We start from the raw sequence: 16,718 nt of genomic DNA, 5'->3' as shown, positions 1-16,718 counted from the left end.
ACGTAATGAGTTCACTAAATAAAGCACAATTAATCGGACGTCTAGGACAAGATCCTGAAGTACGCTACACGCAATCTAATACTGCAGTTGCTACATTAAGCATCGCAACTAGCGAACGCTATAAAGACAGCAATGGCGAGCAGCAAGAAAAAACAGAATGGCACCGAGTAGTAGCTTGGGGAAGACTAGCTGAAATTTGTCAGCAATTCCTAACCAAAGGTTCATTAGTATATATTGAAGGCCCGATTCAAACCCGCCAATGGGAAGACAACCAAGGCCAAAAAAGGTATACTACTGAGATTAAAGCTTTGCAAATGACCATGCTTGATAGCAAAGGAAGCAACAGTGGTGGAGCACCTGCGGGTGGCGGTAACACTGGCAATGCACAGAATCAAAACCAACCTATGTCAAGTAATGTTGAGTTAGGTAGTAACTTTGATGACATGGACGATGACCTTCCTTTCTAAATAGGTCGTAAATATTTATGAAAAGCGGTGTCAGGTTACTTTCACCGCTTTTTTTATTTTGTATGGAAGTAAGTCCTCATTAAATTCAATCTCATCAATTAAGATTATACATTGAGTACCTTAGACGAACCACATAGTTATTACCTAGCTTCACATATGGGCTTATCCATGTCATCTTCAGGCGAAGTTGATACCATCGTTGTTTCAATCCAAATCCTAATAATGATTTTAGGGCTTCTGTTCTCAGCAGTGTTTTCAGGGTCTGAGGTAGCTTTTTTCTCACTTTCTTCAAGGATGGAAGACCTTACCAATCCATCTACTCCCCACGCAGGTGATTCTAGAATAATTAGTATGCTAGATAAACCACGTCGTTTATTAGCTACCATTTTGATAGGCAATACCTTTGCGAATATCCTGGCTTCGGTGATGGCAGCCGTATTAACGGGTACTTTAGTCGCTCAATTTGGACTCTCTGAGGTTATAGTTTTTACAGCAGAAGTGGTGGTTTTAACCTTTATGATTTTAATTATCAGTGAGATTACTCCAAAGATTATTGCGATCAATAATCCACTTACTGTTTCAAGGCGTTGGAGTACGTTCATCTACATTTTGTTTATTCTCCTCAAACCCTTTGCCAAACTGATAGCCGATGGCACTATAGTTTTAGAGCGATATCTGCCGAAACCTTCCAATAAAATGACTTCTGAAGACATTAAAACAATGGCTGAGGTAAGTGAACAGGAAGGTTCTATAAAAGAAGATGAACGTGAGATTATTGAGAATGTAATTGAGTTCGGGAATATCACTGTTCGTGAGATTATGACCTCTCGTGTGAATGTAATTGCAGTATCGATTGATGATGCATTGTCGGATGTAATCAACATCATCCAGGAGAAAGCCTTATCTAGAATGCCATTATATGAGAATGATTTAGACAATATTCTTGGTGTTATATATGCGAAGGATATCCTGCCGTATTTGAATGGGGATAAGGAAGAACCTTCTTTCAACTGGAAAACCATTTCAAGAAATGCATTGTTTATACCTGCTACCAAAAAACTTGATGACTTGTTAAGAGATTTCCAACAGGAAAAAACCCACATGGCAATAGTGGTAGATGAGTATGGTGGGACGGAAGGAATCGTAACGATGGATGATATCCTTGAAGAAATCGTAGGTGATATCACCGATGAATCATCTGATGATGTACAGCTTTATACACAGTTTAAAAATGGAATTTACATCTTCGATGCTAAAATTGATTTAGATGACATGGAAGATGTGCTTTCATTAGATCTAACATCCGAAGATGATGATTTTGAAACGCTTGGTGGATTAATTTATCACCTAACAGAAAGCTTGCCTACCGTTGGCGAACGGATTACTTACAAAGGATTAGAGTGCACCGTACATTCGGTTCAAAATAATAGAATTAAAAAAGTTCGTGTAAAGATCATTGAAAAACTAGAGACTGCGATTAATAGCAGTTCATAATTCATGACTCACCGTATTCAAGTACAAGAAAATTTCGATCTATCTAAATTCACAACCATGGGAGTGTTGTGTAAGGCTTCACATTTTGTTGAAGTACATAGTATAGATGAACTTAAAGAAGCGCTGAACTTCGCACACCAACATATTTTGAATGTGCTCATTTTAGGGGGCGGAAGTAACCTGCTGTTTATCAAAGATTATGAAGGTTTAGTAATTCATGTAGATCTAAAGGGCATAGAGGTGATTGAGGAGGATAACTCATCAGTTACTATAAAAGCGGCAGCGGGCGAGATTTGGCACGACTTAGTGTTGATGGCCGTATCAAATAATTGGGCGGGCATTGAAAATTTATCTTTGATACCGGGTTCGGTTGGGGCAGCACCCATCCAAAACATCGGGGCTTACGGCGTTGAGTTAAAAGACACTTTCATATCACTAGAGGCTCTTGAGCGATCAACTGGCAAGGTACAAACGTTCACCAAAGAAGAGTGCAAGTTTGGGTATAGAGATAGCATTTTCAAAAATGAGGCAAAGGGTAATTATATCATTACCTCTGTTCAACTGAGGTTGCAAAAAAACGGTAAGCCTACATTAGAGTACAAAGCCCTAAAAGAGTATTTATCAGAGAGAGAAATTGATAACCCAAGTATCCGTGAGGTTAGCCAAGCTGTAATAGCAATCAGGCAAAGTAAACTCCCCGATCCTGATGAAATTGGGAATACAGGAAGCTTTTTTAAAAACCCTGTGATCTCAGCTACGCAATTCAAGCAACTGGAAGCTGAGTATCCTACAATCCCATCGTATAAAATTTCAGACACTCATATTAAAGTTCCTGCTGGTTGGCTTATAGAGCAAGCAGGTTGGAAGGGCAAAAGAAAGGGGGATGCAGGAGTGCATAGTAAACAAGCTTTAGTTCTTGTGAACCATGGAAATGCAACGGGAGAAGAAATTTGGAACTTAGCACACGCAATTCAACTTTCAGTAAGTGAGAAGTTTAATATATCCTTGACACCTGAAGTCAATATTATTGGATAAATGTAGATCTTAGTACAAAATCGGGAGAATGATGAAAGCGATTAAAATTTTATGTTTAATAGTTATCACAGGGTTGGTTATGCCATCTTGTGTGAGTATTCAAACGAGTCCTGTCTCGGGCAATAAACGAGCTTATGGATATTCATGGGAAGAAGAGAAAAAGATTGGCCAACAATCTGACAATGAAATTGTAGCTCAATACGGCCTTTATAATGACGAAAGATTATCAAATTATGTGAAGGCCTTGGGGGATGAATTACTTGAGGTAAGTCACTTTAATAGAGAAGACACCCCGTCGGAGTACAAAAATACAGATTTTACTTTTAGAGTTTTAAATAGCCCTGTTGTGAATGCCTTTGCGCTTCCTGGAGGGTATGTGTATGTAACCCGTGGACTTTTATCTCATTTAGATAATGAAGCTCAGTTGATGGTGGTATTAGGTCATGAGATTGGGCACGTTGCCGCACGTCATGCTTCTCAAAGAGCTGCAGAACAGCAAGTAGGTCAGTTAGGAATTATCGGTGCTGCAGTACTGGGCGAGAGTTTTGGACTTGATGGGGGAAATATTCTACAAGTGAGTAGCCAAACGGCTCAATTGCTGTTTCTACAATACAGTAGAGACGATGAGAGAGAAAGTGATAGGTTGGGGGTAGAGTACTCTGCAATGCAAGGCTATGAAGCCGCTGAAGGGGCAGAGTTTTTTAGATCTTTAAAGCGAATATCAGATCAATCTGGCCAAAGTATTCCATCGCATTTATCCTCCCACCCCGATCCCGGTGAAAGAGAACAAACCATTCCTGAATTAGCTCAAAAATGGGAATCTGAAGGGTATGAACAAACTATTGTGGATGCCGATGAATATCTGCAGATGATTGATGGGATGATGTTTGGTGAGAACCCGCGTGAAGGATTTGAGAGTAATGGAGTATTTTATCACCCTGATTTAGCTTTTCAATTCCCAGTTCCTGCAGGATTCCAAACCATTAACCAAGCCTCGGCGGTAATACTCGTCAATGAAGCTCAGGATGCAGTAATTCAATTCTCAATAGATTCAGAGAGTTCGAGTCCGGAAGAATCGGTACAAGCCTTTTTAAATCAAGAAGGTGTGAATACCCTTCAACAACAGAATCTAAATGCGAATGGTTACAACGGGTATCAAGCTCAAGCAAACGTTCAGCAAGAAGGTGGAACATTAACCATCGATATTTCTGCCATTAGCTATGGCGGTAATATTTATCGGTTTTTAAGCTATACAACGGCAGGTCAATTCTCTGATTATGAGCAGGTGTTTAATAGCGTGCCACGTGGATTTGACCGTGTAACTGATCAATCTATACTAAATGTTGAGCCTGTTCGATTACAAGTAATAAGGGCTTCACGTACAGCTAAATTTTCGGATCTAGTTTCAACTAATTTACCAATGAACATTACCCTAAATGAGGTGGCAATCATAAATCAAGTTGAAGTTGATGAAGTGATTCAACAAGGAAGTTGGTTGAAAGTGCCGGTTCAGAATTAAGTTCATAGATTTGTTCTTCCGTATTTAACATCAAGGGAGTAAAAGCAGTATCTTTGAGGGAATCCTAACTTCAAAGTAATACTCTATTATGATCTCTCGATACGCTCGCAAAGAAATGTCTGAAATTTGGACCGAAGAAAATCAGTTTCAGGCATGGTTGGATGTTGAACTAGCATCATGTTGGGCATGGGCCAAGCTTGGTGAGATTCCCATGGAAGATGTAGATAAGCTGTATGAGAAAGCCACTTTCAAGCTAGAGCGCATCAAAGAGATTGAAGCCCAAACACGCCACGATGTTGTAGCTTTTACACGTGCCGTTTCTGAATCGCTGGGTGATGAAAAAAAATGGGTGCACTATGGCTTAACATCAACAGATGTTGTTGATACCGCATGGGGAGTTCGACTAAAGCAAGCCAATAAAATTATTCGTGAAGACCTAGAGCGTATCATCGATGTACTTGCTGAAAAAGCAAAAGCTCATAAATATACCGTAATGATGGGGCGTACCCACGGTATTCACGCAGAGCCAACAACTTTTGGTTTGAAATGTGCTCTTTGGTATGCAGAGATGAAAAGAAACTTAGAGCGTTTCGAGAAGGCCGCTGCTGATGTAGAATTTGGAAAGCTATCTGGGTCGGTTGGAACATTCGCTAATATCCCACCTGAAGTAGAGCAATATACCTGTGATAAACTTGGGCTGACTCCAGCTCCGATTTCTACACAAACTCTACAGCGAGATCGCCATGCTCATTATGTATCTATTCTAGCACTCATTGGTTCAACATTAGAGAAAATGGCCGTTGAAGTTCGCCATTTACAACGTAGTGAAGTACGTGAGGTTGAGGAGGCATTTCGAAAAGGACAAAAGGGTTCATCATCTATGCCTCATAAAAGAAATCCAATCAGTTCAGAAAATATTACTGGTTGTGCTCGAGTACTAAGAGGCTATATGGTTACCGCTTTTGAAAATATTCCGTTGTGGCACGAACGCGATATTTCTCATTCTTCCGCTGAACGTATCATACTTCCTGATGCTACCATCTTACTGGACTATATGCTTTCGCGTTTCGCTGGTGTAATGGAAAACTTGGTAGTATTTGAAGAGAATATGGAAGCGAATATCTGGAAGACCCAAGGACTAGTATTCTCACAAAGAATCTTAAACAAATTGATTGAGAAAGGCATTATTCGTGAAGAAGCATACGATGCGGTACAACCCTTAGCTATGGATTCATGGGAGAATCAAAAACTGTTTAGACCATTAGTTGAAGCGGATCCATTTATCTCCTCAAAGCTAAGCAAAGAAGAGATTGAAGATGCATTTGACCTAAAGCATCACTCCAGAAATGTGGATACCATATTCGAACGTGTGGGTCTACAATAACCCTCATTTACATAATATTGATAAAAGGCTGTAAGACTTGGAATTACAGCCTTTTTTTTTGGGTTAAAGGAATGCTCTAAAGATTTAAAAAGGGGTATTGTAAATAAATATGAATCTAATTTAAAAGTTCTCAACAAAAGACGTTAAGAGCATAAAGGGTTCTATAAATAATAAAGATCATGGGTAAAAAAATTCTTTCGTTTTATAAGCGCATTTCAAATTTAAAATGGCCTAAAACATATACAGGTAAGATTCTATTAATCGCTTTTTTTGGAACACATATTCCATTATTAACGCTTATAGCTTACTTAACTAGTGCCTATCCTGGCGAATTTATGCTGCCTGTATTGTTTGTAGCATTGCTTGCAACCTTATTGGGAACGGCACTAACATTAGTTCTACTGTATAAATTGTTGGAACCTATTCGGGTTACAAAACATGCTCTGGTTGAATACAGAAGAAATAAAGTAATTCCCAAATTACCCATCGATTATAGAGATGACGTGGGGAAGTTGATGCCGAGTACTCAACTGTGTATTGAACAGTTGGATGATCTATTGAAGTTGAAGAATAGATTGATTTCAATGGTTTCTCATGACTCAAAAACACCAATAAGTTCTATAAAATTAGCTTCTGAGTTAATTATTGATGAACTAGATGCTCCAGATTTAAATAAAGAAAATGTAGATAAGTACCTTGAAATTATAAATGTGAATGCTAAAAACTTTTTAGAATTCATGGATAACATGTTGAGTTTGGCCAAATTTGATGACGGAAAATTAGACATTGAAAAGACACCAATAGCTTTTGGGGAACTCGCTGAAAAAGTACAAGAGAATCATGAAATGTACTTTAAAATGAAGGAAATAAGCCTTGAGGTTATTAATGAATTGCCTAATAATGACATGCTATTAGTAGATCGTAGTAAGATAATGCCTGTTTTAAATAACTTAGTTCAAAATGCCATTAAGTTTACTAAGAGTGGAGATAAAATCACGCTTAAGGCTGAACGAGTTGACAATACACATTTAATTCATGTGATTGACGAAGGGATGGGAATACCAGATAATAAAATGAAAGATTTATTCTTAGCGTTTTCCAAGTCAACCGATGGTACACGCAACGAAAAGGGAACAGGTCTAGGCTTATGGATTGCAAAAGTATTTACGGAATTGCATGAGGGCAAGATTTACCTAGAAAGCACGAAAGGTAAAGGCACAACCTTCACAATAAAGCTTCCTATTGCGTAATCATTTTAAGCAATTCTGCTTTTTTAACTTTGCCGGTGGTAGTTCGTGGTAGACGATCTACCACTTTCAATTCCTTTGGAAGCTTAAAATCTGATAAGTCTTTTTTTAGAGTAGATCTTAGTTGAGCTAAATCGGGCGACTTCCCATTACTTAGTGTAATGATGGCTGTAATTTTTTGTCCCCATTCTTCATCAGGAACTCCAATAACAGCTACATCGGCAACACTTGGGATTTTAGCGATGGCCTCTTCAATTTCGAGAGGATTTACATTCTCGCCACCTGTTATAATCAAGTCGTCTCTTCGTGACTCAATAAATAGTTGTCCAAAGCCATTCAAATGGCCAAAATCACCTGTCTTGAACCAACCATCTTTATCAAAAACATTCTGATTGATCTCATCATTGTTAAAATAGCCATCAAATACTTGAGGCCCCTTTAACCAAATCATTCCTAGTTGGTTTCGCCCTAATTTTTTGCCTTTATCATCTCGAATTTGCATTTCATTAGGTGGAAAAATTTTCCCTACACTTTTTAATGGCGTATACATCCCAGATGGAGCCGTCATTGGATTAGCAAAAATTTGTGCACAAGTTTCCGTCATTCCATAGCTCGAAATAATAGGGATGCCACGTTCAACAGACTTTCTTAGCAAGTTTTGAGTGCTTGGTCCTCCTCCTAAAAGTATCGCTTTAAAATCACGATGGGTTTTAAACAAGGGATTATCCAGAAGCCTTTTTAACATTGTTGGGACAAGAGAAGCCGCTTGAAACCTGGGGTTTTCACATAAAAACTCAGTGACCATTTCCTCATTAAAATGCCCCATACGATAAATAGCTGAACCATAAATCAATGATCTATAGATGATGGAAATACCACCCACATGATTTAGGGGTAAACATAATAACCAGAAGTGATTCGGGTCTGGTTTAAAATTCTGGGCGGAAGAATAAGCTGCCGATAGAATTTGTCGACGTTTTAATGGAACAATCTTTGATCTTCCAGTTGTACCCGATGTGAAGAAATAACCAAAGATACTAGACTCGTCGAAAGAGTTGGGATCGGGTAATTCTAGATTGCGGGTGTCGAAGGTAAAGGCGTTGAGGAAAAAATTCTCATCCATATGAATGACTTCATCCCCATTTAACCGACTTCTATTTTTGGTATCGCAAAATATTAATGCTGGATTTAACTCATTAACAGTGCTTTCGAGTTCTTTTTGGGATGACTTAGGACTGAGGGGTATGATCGGAATACCAAGTTTCCAACATGCTGCAATTCCAAATATTAATAGGTCAGATGATTCAGATAGAAACGCAATGGGCCATTTAGTAGAATCGGCTTTGTCTTTGATAATGTCATGAAAAAAGCCTGTAAATCGATCCAAATCACTATAAGTATACATCCCATGTTCGGAAGTGAGAAAAACCTGTTGAGGTTCATTCCTCTTAAATTCAAACATATGTAATCTAGATTTAAACACTAACCTATCACCAAGTTCAATTTTTCGGTATTAATTAAAATGCCTAATCCATTTTGATTAGGCAACTTAAATCTACCACCTTCCATTTCATGTACCGTATCAGCTAAATCATCTTCAAGTAAAGTACCAGTAGATATACCGTGGTCGTATTTTTTTGAACCCCAGATACTTGAGAGAACTGCTGTAGCTGTTCTGCCAACCACACTTTCTAGTGAAGTGGTGAAAACAATGTCAATATCATGAGAATTGGCAAGCTCTATTGTTACGCCCATTTCCGAAAATCGTCCAAACATCATAGGTTTTAAAATCAGTAGATCAACTAGATTCTGGTCTATTAGTTCAAGTGCATCCTTTTTGTTCCTGAACGATTCATCTGCCGCTATTTTTATTTCTGATGCTTGCTTGAGTCGACCCCATTGGTGCCTATCCTTTAATAGGAGAGGCTCTTCAATGTATTCAATATCATAAGGGGCCAGAAGTTTTAAATACTTGCTAGCATCGTTATAGCCCCAAGATCTATTTACATCTAAACGAAGCTTCACATCTTTGTAGGAAGTTCTAATGGCTTGAATAGCCTGAAATTCCTGTTCAAAGTTCAATCCAACTTTTAGCTTAATGGTATCAAAACCCTGTTCTACCTTTTTTGATACAACAGCCAATATACTATCTGTATCTGCTTGAATGCCTATTGCAGCATTCGCTGGTACTAGAGTTTGGGTAGTGGTAGGGTTTAAATAGTGCTGAAGAGTTTGATTCTTCTTTTTGGCATGGTAGTCAGTAACTAAAGTATCTAAGCCAAATAGTAGGGAAGGCATGGGATACTTTACTTCAAAGTTCAGCAGAAAGTCATCATCATTTGTTGAAAGCCATTCAGAGATATTTTCATATTCTTGTTCAAGAATGGGTACGATGTTTTGAACAGTAAAAGTAGAGAAGCCTGTGAGTGGCGCTATTTCGCCGTAAGCAGTAAGTCCATCATCTTCATAACATAATAAGATGCCTTCCCGAGTAGAATAGGAGCCTTGAGCAATTTTGAATGGTGTTACAAAGGGTATTTGATATGTATAAATTTTAAGCATTAAAGAATAATTCCAATACTCAACAGAATACCAAAGAGTGCCATAAACTGAGCTGTTTTTTCTAGAAGAGGATTAAGCGCTCGTTTATCTGTTTCAGTCCATACTTTGTAATTATACATGATGGCTAATGGAATTAGTATAAATGGCAAAAAGATCCAATAGTTACTATTTAGCTGAAAATAAAAATGAGGGGGTACCGCAAAGGCAATTAATAGCATTAGGGTATACTCAACTTTCAATGCTTTCTCTCCAAATAAAACTCCTAATGTTCTTTTGCCTGCAACTCTATCTTGGTGTACATCTCTAAGATTGTTGATCACCAAAATATTCGTGCATAGTGCGCCAACAGCTAATGATGCCCAGAAACTACTCTCAGCCCAAGTCAGTGTGTTTACATAGTAGGTAGTCATTACCGCAACCACACCAAAAAATAGGAATACAAAAATATCACCGAGTCCATTGTAACCAAGAGGATAGGGTCCACCTGTGTACAGAATCCCAAACAGTAGAGATAGTAACCCAATTATCAACACCGTTACTCCGCCAATATAAACCAAGTATAATCCGAAAATGAAAGCGAGCGCCATACTAATAATGGTTGCATTCAGCATAGTTTTGGGAGCTATCAAGCCGGCTGCTGTTGCTCGAGTAAAACCTATTCTGTCATCCGTATCGGCACCCTTCTTAAAGTCGAAATAATCGTTCGCAAAATTGGTTCCAATTTGAATGAGAAATGCACAAATAAGGGCGATAGTACTAGCTGTATAATTGATTGCTTGATCGCTATATGCGAGTGCGGAACCTACCAGTACGGGAACAAATGCAGCGGCTAATGTCTTGGGACGCGCAGCTTCGATCCAAATCTGAAATTTTGATTTACTCAATGGCTTCGTTTAGTGTGAATATATGTGTGGAAAAACAATGGAGTGAAGATAATGGTTTATTTGAAGGCTAAAAAAATGAAGTGTAGCTATAGCTAGAGATTAAATACTTTAGCACGTGTGGGTCATAGACGTGTTTTATTGAAATAAATTAAGTTTTATAACTTTTTTACCTTTGTAAATTAATTGTTAATAAAAAATAAATTAAAAAAATTGAGTGTTTGTGATTAATCACGTTATATTTGGCGAGTCAATTTTAAAACCTCAAAAAATATCACTTACTAAATATGTCATACTCAAAGCTAGAGTACATTTGGCTAGATGGAAGTGCTCCTACTCAAGGACTAAGAAGTAAAACTAAAGTTTTAAGAAATTTTTCAGGAAATATTGAAGACGCTCCGATTTGGTCGTTCGATGGGAGCTCAACACAACAGGCAAAAGGCGGTGCTTCTGATTGCTTGTTAAAGCCAGTTGCGATGTACCCAGATCCAGCGAGGCATGATGCATATTTAGTGATGACTGAGGTGTTAAATGCGGATGGTACTCCACATGAGACCAACGGTAGAGCACATATCGATGATGACGATAATGATTTTTGGTTTGGTTTTGAACAGGAGTACTTCCTTTGGGATCCTGAAACAAGCCTACCTTATGGATTTCCAGCAGGTGGATACCCTGCCCCTCAAGGGCCCTATTACTGTGGGGTAGGTGCCAATACCGCATTTGGACGTGATATTGTAGAAGAGCATTTTGATATCTGCTTGCAAGCAGGATTAAATATTGAAGGTATTAACGCAGAAGTTGCGGCCGGACAATGGGAGTTCCAAATATTTGCAGAAGGTGCTGCTGCAGCTGGGGATCAAATTTGGATTGCGAGATACCTATTAGAAAGAACTACAGAACAATATGGTTTAACAATCAATTGGCATCCAAAGCCACTTGGAGATACGGATTGGAATGGTTCTGGAATGCATGCTAATTTTTCAAATTCTATACTTCGTGAGGCCGGTTCTCAAGATGTATACAATAAAATTTGTGAGTCATTCGGCCCAGTAGTTAAAGAACATATGGATGTATATGGTGCTTATAATGATGAGCGCTTGACAGGTAAACATGAAACTCAATCTATCGATCAATTTAGCTATGGTATTTCTGATAGAGGAGCTTCTATTCGAATTCCAATCGCTACGGTTGAAAACGGATGGAAGGGATGGTTAGAAGATAGGAGACCAGCTTCCAATGCCGACCCATATATGGTTGCAGCTCGTATTATCAAGACCGTTAAAGCGGCTTCTTAAGCTAGCCATAGTATTTTTTATAACAACCCTGCTTTCAAAAGAGAGCAGGGTTTTTTATTGTGTCGCAAAAAATGAAAGAAATTAGCTGGAACGACTTTGAAAAAGTAGAATTACGAGTAGGGACTATTATCGAAGTAAACGATTTCCCTGAGGCCCGAAAATCAGCCTATAAACTCGTTGTAGACTTTGGTGATGACATTGGAATTAGAAAATCCAGTGCTCAGATTACGGCCCACTATACCAAAGATGAATTACTAAATACACAAGTGATTGCTGTAGTAAACTTTCCACCCAAGCAAATTGGACCATTTATGTCGGAGTGTTTAGTAACTGGATTTGCTGACGATAATGGGGACGTGATACTTACAAGACCTGACAAACAAGTACCCAATGGTTCTAAATTATTTTAATATCATAATTGGAACAAAATAAATGGGTTGATCTATGTGTTGAATAGATTTACTAACTTCTTTTATGATACGCGCTACAACATTTTTACTATTCTTATTTACTCTAAACAGCCTACAGGCCCAAGAGATCTCGTACCCGAGTGACGTTAATACTTCAGAGTTTAAATTAGTTATTAAAGGTATTTCAAAAATAGAAGGAGAGATTCGCATAGCGGTTTTTGATTCTAAAGAGAAATACAAAAAAGACCCCATTCATGCCGTAGTTCTACCAGTAGATAGTACCACTATAGTTTGGGTTAATAACGAATTGCCACAAGGCAATTATGCCATCGCAGTATATCATGATAAAAATAAGAATGGGAAGATCGATACCAACTTGCTAGGTATTCCAAAAGAAGATTATGGCTTTTCAAATGATGCTCGAGGTAAGTTTGGTCCGGCCTCCTGGAATGATGCGGTCTTTAAAGTAAGTGAGCCCAAGCATGTAGCAGAAATAACTATTAAGTAGTTTGTTTCTGTTTTGATTTAAAGGGAAAAATATCCGTAATTCCATATTAACCAACAACTAAGATGGGGGTTTATGGAAACACAGGAGACAGCGGCAGTAATGTCCATGAAAGATTGGATTATTACGCTCATCATTACAGTCGTTCCTTTAGTAGGCTTTGTAATGTTATTCGTTTGGGGATTTAGCGATACAGCAAATTTGAATAAAAAAAACTTTGCTAGGGCAAGCCTAATTCTATTAGCTGTATTCACCGTTATTTATATGATACTCGCTGTAGTATTATTCGGAACGGTAATGATATCAACACGGAGTTAAATTTTCATAGATAAAAGAAAAGGGAAGCCTTAATTAAAAGTGCTTCCCTTTTTAATATATAAGACGTGTCTATTGATCTATTTAATCTTTAAATCACCATTTCTGAGTTTTACTCGTAGCACTCCCGTTTCATTTCCAGCGGTTCCTTCCACTGTTACTAAGTTAGATTCTTTTACTATCGAACCATTGACTGTAAATGGGTGGTCAAGACTACCATATCTTATCTCTAAATCAAGGTTCCCTTTAAAAGGTGTATTTAAGTCTAGCGTGACATTTCCGTATTCAGATTCGATCTCTATAGAATTCAACTTATTCATAGCTTCCACTTCAATGGAGCCAGATCTATTATTAATTCGTAGGTTTGACCCTTTAAAAGTATCTAGATTGATCTTGTTGTAGCTTCCATCAATTTGAATATCGCCTTGTACGTTTTTGGTGTCTACGGAACCTGATTTATTAATAATAAATGCATCTTTATTGATATCACTTAGAGAAATGTTTAGATATTCCCCTTTAACATTCGCAGTGCCTCGTACGTTTTCTAGGTTTATTTTAGCAGACTTACTGTCGACCTGAACCCCATGCTCGCCCGTTATATTTTGAGCATGAATGTTGGTGTAATCACCATTCACAACAAGGTTTTCTACATTGTCGATATAGATTTTAGTGCTTTTGGTATCTATATCTACATCGCCTGAGATATTTGTGACTTCAAATTTTGTGTAGTCACCAACAGCTGTAAAGTTTGCCTTCAAATCAAATGCGTTAACAGTACCACTTTTGGATTTGATAAATGATTCACCACTAATCTGGCTAATATTGAGCTTCGAATAATCGCTATCGATATTTAAATCACCACGAACTTGTTTCACGTCGATATTTGATGACCTACTGTTTATGGTCACATTCCCGTTAATATTTTCAGCTCGAACATTCCCATATTCATTTAAAACTCTGAGTTCCTGCCCCATATCATGAGCAAAGATTTTACCACTTCGATTGGTTAATGTTGTGGTACGTGCAATATTAGAGACTTCAACTTTTGAATATCGGCTTTGAAATTCTAACTCCAGTTCACGTGGGATTTCAAGAATTAATTCATGTTTCTTTATACGGAAGTTTACCGATTGCTTTTTTTGGCGAGGGAACTCTATTCTGAGTGCAGCACGTCCACCGGATTTTTCGAAATCGGGGGAAAAGTTTGTAAAGTAATGCTCATATGATTCCTGATTCCCATCAAAAGTATAGGTATACGAAATTGTTTGAGTGTCTTTTCCTTCAATCTTAATCTCCATACCAGCATCAATTAGTATTTGAAGCTGATCTGCTCCCGATAGATCAAAGGTGCCATTCTTTGTTCCTGATTGAGCAAGAGTAATATCTGAAATGAATAGTATGAGTAATGTAAGCAAGGTATAAGCTTTCATAGTTGGTCCTTTTGTGATAATAGTATTTCCTTATAAAAATCGAGCTTAGTAGCATACAGCCTTCTTAGGCTTTGTTCTTTTACAGGGGTGTTTCCGTTTAAATTGATATCGTTGCGCAGCTCTTCAATGAGGCGGTCGATTTCGTTTATTGCTGTGAGAGTCGACTCTATACTGCTCACATTTTGTTCTCGTGCCTGTTGTATGAGGAATGGAGTAACACTATGGAGCTGGGTAGTAGCTGCGTTTAGAGTCTCATACATTTCTTGGTTTTCATCTAATGTTCGGTCAAAAAAATTAGCTGTACTCATGATACCAATGGCGGCAAATAATAGAAGTAGAGCGGCGGCATTACCAAGTAAAAAACTCATCCAATGAATGGTCGTAGTTTTTTGTGGCTCACCTTTAGAGTGAGGCAGTTCTTTAGCAATCTGTGACCACATTTTTTCCTTTGCTGTAGCGGAAGGGCGGTCTTTTTCGGAATAAATCATATTCTTCATAACATTAATGATTGTCTTAAATCTTTTTTGGCTCGAAAGAGTGTAGTTCTAGAAGCGACTTCAGAAATACCAAGCATCTCTCCAATTTCTTGATGCGAATAACCTTCAGCAATATGTAGTAAGCAGATCATTCGTTTTCTCGGGCTTAGCGCTCTTAATGCTTGTTTTGCGTTGGCCCACATTTCTGTAGTTGTGATTTCCTCTTCCTCAAAATGGGGAAGTTGGGTTTGATCGATATCTTCAAAGTGAAAAGACTTTCGCATATCGGTTCTCATTTCATTTACAGCGATAGTAAACAGCCACGTTTTGAATGATGATTTTTGTTTAAAACTGTGCAGTTTATGAAATGCTTTGATAAATGCACGCTGAGTCCATTCTTCATTTTGATCATCAGAGTTTCCGAATTGTGCGAGAAATTGATACAGATTATCTACATACCTGTCATAAAGCTCTTTAAAAGCTTTTTGTTGGCCTTCTAAAGCCTGCGCTATTAATTCGAAATCAGATTGCTGTGTTAACAAGTCGCTGTAGTTGTTTATGCCTTAGATGCAAGATGGATGCAGGATGTTACACTTTAAAAATATTTTTTAGAAAGAAGAACTCTACTAGCATGCATATGCTAGCATTAAGATGCGAAGAATCCATAGTTGATTAGTGCGTTAATTACTCACGAGAATTACCTCGAATAAAAGAAAGGAGGCACTATGAAACGTTTCATTCAAATATTAATCATTGCTAGTTTAGGAATGGTGTCCAATCAAGTAGTAGCACAAAGTGCGATAAGCATAAGTATTCATAGTGGCAATTTTCCAACCTATACAAATTCAAATCGCTTTGAATATAAAGAGTTGCAGCGATTTCAGAATCAAATCGAACGATTCAATTATGCTATAGATGATGAACGGGTTTTTGAAGCTCGTAGAATAAAATCTAATCTCGTTAAGAAGATGCGAAGTGAAATTCGTGATACTCAGAAAAAGATTAGAGAGTACAGAATGTATAAAGGTGCAGGTGGTTTAAAGCAGAAGTATGATGTTTCATACCAGTACCGTAAGCAAAGAGGTTCTAACAAAGTATTTCATAGAGATATAAAGGAACTGGAACGACTTCAAAAGAAACAAAGAAAGCTCTTATTTAAATTTGAAAATTTATACTTAGAGCGTTCACATAGTTTTTACAAGCAAGCTCGTAAGCACCAAAAATTGTTGTTCGAATTCGAGGATACTATGTGGAAAGCTTTAGAGTTTGATTCGCATAGAAACAAAAGAAGACGTAGATGAAAATTTAGAAGCTAAATTTCACATCATAAATAAAGGGCCTGTAAATATTTATAGGCTCTTTTTATTTAGTAGTACATCTTGAAGATGATCGTGGCGAGCATAAATTACTTTTGCAAAGGGACAAAGTGGTAGGATTTTTAAATTATGCTGGCGTGCATACTTCGAAGCCTCTTCAACTAACTGATATCCTAAGTTGGTACCACGGTGTTCTTCATCAACTCCGGTATGGTCTAAAATGAGTTTGTTTGAACCTGCTTTACTATAGGTTAATTCAGCAATCCTTTTGTTTGCTTCTTCAATATAGAATGCTCCTTTTGAGTTCGTATCTTCTTGTTTTATCATACTTCAAAATCATTATTTCTTGATGCAGAGAATCTACATAAAATGTCTTTCA

The 16,718-nt window shown here is 37.8% G+C and carries 18 protein-coding genes; 11 read left to right on the top strand and 7 right to left on the bottom strand.

All coding sequences use genetic code 11. From position 1 onward, the window contains the following. Positions 1 to 5: 5 nt before the first annotated feature. From B155_RS0107955 to B155_RS0107930, 6 genes are all read left to right on the top strand, one after another. Positions 6 to 467 (top strand): single-stranded DNA-binding protein, encoded by a 462-nt coding sequence (locus B155_RS0107955; RefSeq protein WP_018127733.1) that lies wholly within the window; start codon positions 6 to 8, stop codon positions 465 to 467. 111 nt (positions 468 to 578) lie between these two features. Then, positions 579 to 1,961 (top strand): hemolysin family protein, encoded by a 1,383-nt coding sequence (locus B155_RS0107950; protein ID WP_240386267.1) that lies wholly within the window; start codon positions 579 to 581, stop codon positions 1,959 to 1,961. 3 nt (positions 1,962 to 1,964) lie between these two features. Continuing rightward, positions 1,965 to 2,996 carry a UDP-N-acetylmuramate dehydrogenase gene (murB, locus tag B155_RS0107945; RefSeq protein ID WP_018127731.1) on the top strand — a complete coding sequence of 344 codons (1,032 nt, stop codon included), beginning with the start codon at positions 1,965 to 1,967 and terminating at the stop codon, positions 2,994 to 2,996. A 28-nt stretch (positions 2,997 to 3,024) separates the two neighbouring features. Continuing rightward, positions 3,025 to 4,515 (top strand): M48 family metalloprotease, encoded by a 1,491-nt coding sequence (locus B155_RS0107940; RefSeq protein WP_026167258.1) that lies wholly within the window; start codon positions 3,025 to 3,027, stop codon positions 4,513 to 4,515. An 88-nt stretch (positions 4,516 to 4,603) separates the two neighbouring features. Further along, positions 4,604 to 5,899 (top strand): adenylosuccinate lyase, encoded by a 1,296-nt coding sequence (purB, locus tag B155_RS0107935; protein WP_018127729.1) that lies wholly within the window; start codon positions 4,604 to 4,606, stop codon positions 5,897 to 5,899. Between the two features lie 179 nt (positions 5,900 to 6,078). After that, entirely contained in the window at positions 6,079 to 7,149 is a 1,071-nt protein-coding gene (locus B155_RS0107930; protein ID WP_018127728.1) for a sensor histidine kinase, read from the top strand. Here B155_RS0107930 and B155_RS0107925 read toward each other — a convergent pair. From B155_RS0107925 to B155_RS0107915, 3 genes are read right to left on the bottom strand one after another with little or no spacing between them, the layout of a single operon-like run. After that, positions 7,139 to 8,608, bottom strand: a complete 1,470-nt coding sequence (locus B155_RS0107925; RefSeq protein WP_018127727.1) for a class I adenylate-forming enzyme family protein — start codon at positions 8,606 to 8,608, stop codon at positions 7,139 to 7,141. The two genes, B155_RS0107930 and B155_RS0107925, sit on opposite strands and share 11 nt — an antisense overlap. A 20-nt stretch (positions 8,609 to 8,628) precedes the next feature. Then, the gene (gene menC, locus B155_RS0107920; protein ID WP_018127726.1) at positions 8,629 to 9,708 is read right to left on the bottom strand and encodes an o-succinylbenzoate synthase; all 1,080 of its coding nucleotides are present in this window, start codon (positions 9,706 to 9,708) and stop codon (positions 8,629 to 8,631) included. Next, positions 9,708 to 10,592 (bottom strand): 1,4-dihydroxy-2-naphthoate polyprenyltransferase, encoded by an 885-nt coding sequence (locus B155_RS0107915; RefSeq protein WP_018127725.1) that lies wholly within the window; start codon positions 10,590 to 10,592, stop codon positions 9,708 to 9,710. Before B155_RS0107915 ends, menC begins: the two co-directional genes overlap by 1 nt. A 284-nt stretch (positions 10,593 to 10,876) precedes the next feature. Here B155_RS0107915 and B155_RS0107910 point away from each other — a divergent pair, with 284 nt between their 5' ends. From B155_RS0107910 to B155_RS0107895, 4 genes are all read left to right on the top strand, one after another. Further along, positions 10,877 to 11,887: a glutamine synthetase beta-grasp domain-containing protein gene (locus tag B155_RS0107910; protein ID WP_018127724.1), complete on the top strand. Its 1,011-nt coding sequence runs from the start codon at positions 10,877 to 10,879 to the stop codon at positions 11,885 to 11,887. A gap of 71 nt (positions 11,888 to 11,958) precedes the next feature. Beyond that, complete coding sequence (locus B155_RS0107905; protein WP_018127723.1) at positions 11,959 to 12,297, top strand: tRNA-binding protein; 339 nt, start codon at positions 11,959 to 11,961, stop codon at positions 12,295 to 12,297. Between the two features lie 64 nt (positions 12,298 to 12,361). After that, positions 12,362 to 12,805, top strand: coding sequence for a DUF2141 domain-containing protein (locus B155_RS0107900; protein WP_018127722.1), 444 nt, complete (start codon positions 12,362 to 12,364; stop codon positions 12,803 to 12,805). A 72-nt stretch (positions 12,806 to 12,877) separates the two neighbouring features. Further along, on the top strand, positions 12,878 to 13,120 hold the full coding sequence (locus tag B155_RS0107895) for a hypothetical protein (RefSeq protein ID WP_018127721.1): 243 nt from the start codon (positions 12,878 to 12,880) through the stop codon (positions 13,118 to 13,120). A gap of 77 nt (positions 13,121 to 13,197) precedes the next feature. Here B155_RS0107895 and B155_RS0107890 read toward each other — a convergent pair whose 3' ends face one another. The 3 genes from B155_RS0107890 to B155_RS0107880 are packed head-to-tail and all read right to left on the bottom strand — an operon-like array spanning position 13,198 to position 15,565. Further along, on the bottom strand, positions 13,198 to 14,547 hold the full coding sequence (locus tag B155_RS0107890) for a DUF4097 family beta strand repeat-containing protein (protein ID WP_018127720.1): 1,350 nt from the start codon (positions 14,545 to 14,547) through the stop codon (positions 13,198 to 13,200). Beyond that, positions 14,544 to 15,044 carry a hypothetical protein gene (locus B155_RS0107885; RefSeq protein WP_018127719.1) on the bottom strand — a complete coding sequence of 167 codons (501 nt, stop codon included), beginning with the start codon at positions 15,042 to 15,044 and terminating at the stop codon, positions 14,544 to 14,546. Before B155_RS0107885 ends, B155_RS0107890 begins: the two co-directional genes overlap by 4 nt. Beyond that, the gene (locus B155_RS0107880) at positions 15,041 to 15,565 is read right to left on the bottom strand and encodes an RNA polymerase sigma factor (protein ID WP_018127718.1); all 525 of its coding nucleotides are present in this window, start codon (positions 15,563 to 15,565) and stop codon (positions 15,041 to 15,043) included. The genes B155_RS0107885 and B155_RS0107880 overlap by 4 nt, the downstream gene beginning before the upstream one ends. A 183-nt stretch (positions 15,566 to 15,748) precedes the next feature. On the opposite strand from B155_RS0107880, the gene B155_RS0107875 reads away from it, so the two are divergent. Further along, complete coding sequence (locus B155_RS0107875; RefSeq protein WP_018127717.1) at positions 15,749 to 16,324, top strand: hypothetical protein; 576 nt, start codon at positions 15,749 to 15,751, stop codon at positions 16,322 to 16,324. Between the two features lie 48 nt (positions 16,325 to 16,372). Here the strand turns inward: B155_RS0107875 and B155_RS0107870 are convergent, their stop codons facing one another. Beyond that, positions 16,373 to 16,666, bottom strand: coding sequence for a GNAT family N-acetyltransferase (locus B155_RS0107870; protein WP_018127716.1), 294 nt, complete (start codon positions 16,664 to 16,666; stop codon positions 16,373 to 16,375). Positions 16,667 to 16,718: the final 52 nt, after the last annotated feature.

Source organism: Balneola vulgaris DSM 17893 (genome assembly GCF_000375465.1).
Classification (GTDB): domain Bacteria; phylum Bacteroidota; class Rhodothermia; order Balneolales; family Balneolaceae; genus Balneola; species Balneola vulgaris.
The sequence above is the reverse complement of the archived record's forward strand: the minus strand, read 5'-3'. Positions and strand labels throughout refer to the sequence as shown.

Excerpts from the sequence above, each read along its gene's own strand:
- B155_RS0107955 (WP_018127733.1), top strand. The coding sequence starts at position 6 with ATGAGTTCACTAAATAAAGCACAATTAATCGGACGTCTAGGACAAGAT.
- murB (WP_018127731.1), top strand. The coding sequence starts at position 1,965 with ATGACTCACCGTATTCAAGTACAAGAAAATTTCGATCTATCTAAATTC.
- B155_RS0107940 (WP_026167258.1), top strand. The coding sequence starts at position 3,025 with ATGATGAAAGCGATTAAAATTTTATGTTTAATAGTTATCACAGGGTTG.
- purB (WP_018127729.1), top strand. The coding sequence starts at position 4,604 with ATGATCTCTCGATACGCTCGCAAAGAAATGTCTGAAATTTGGACCGAA.
- B155_RS0107930 (WP_018127728.1), top strand. The coding sequence starts at position 6,079 with ATGGGTAAAAAAATTCTTTCGTTTTATAAGCGCATTTCAAATTTAAAA.
- B155_RS0107925 (WP_018127727.1), bottom strand. The coding sequence starts at position 8,608 with ATGTTTGAATTTAAGAGGAATGAACCTCAACAGGTTTTTCTCACTTCC.
- menC (WP_018127726.1), bottom strand. The coding sequence starts at position 9,708 with ATGCTTAAAATTTATACATATCAAATACCCTTTGTAACACCATTCAAA.
- B155_RS0107910 (WP_018127724.1), top strand. The coding sequence starts at position 10,877 with ATGTCATACTCAAAGCTAGAGTACATTTGGCTAGATGGAAGTGCTCCT.
- B155_RS0107905 (WP_018127723.1), top strand. The coding sequence starts at position 11,959 with ATGAAAGAAATTAGCTGGAACGACTTTGAAAAAGTAGAATTACGAGTA.
- B155_RS0107900 (WP_018127722.1), top strand. The coding sequence starts at position 12,362 with ATGATACGCGCTACAACATTTTTACTATTCTTATTTACTCTAAACAGC.
- B155_RS0107895 (WP_018127721.1), top strand. The coding sequence starts at position 12,878 with ATGGAAACACAGGAGACAGCGGCAGTAATGTCCATGAAAGATTGGATT.
- B155_RS0107890 (WP_018127720.1), bottom strand. The coding sequence starts at position 14,547 with ATGAAAGCTTATACCTTGCTTACATTACTCATACTATTCATTTCAGAT.
- B155_RS0107885 (WP_018127719.1), bottom strand. The coding sequence starts at position 15,044 with ATGAAGAATATGATTTATTCCGAAAAAGACCGCCCTTCCGCTACAGCA.
- B155_RS0107875 (WP_018127717.1), top strand. The coding sequence starts at position 15,749 with ATGAAACGTTTCATTCAAATATTAATCATTGCTAGTTTAGGAATGGTG.
- B155_RS0107870 (WP_018127716.1), bottom strand. The coding sequence starts at position 16,666 with ATGATAAAACAAGAAGATACGAACTCAAAAGGAGCATTCTATATTGAA.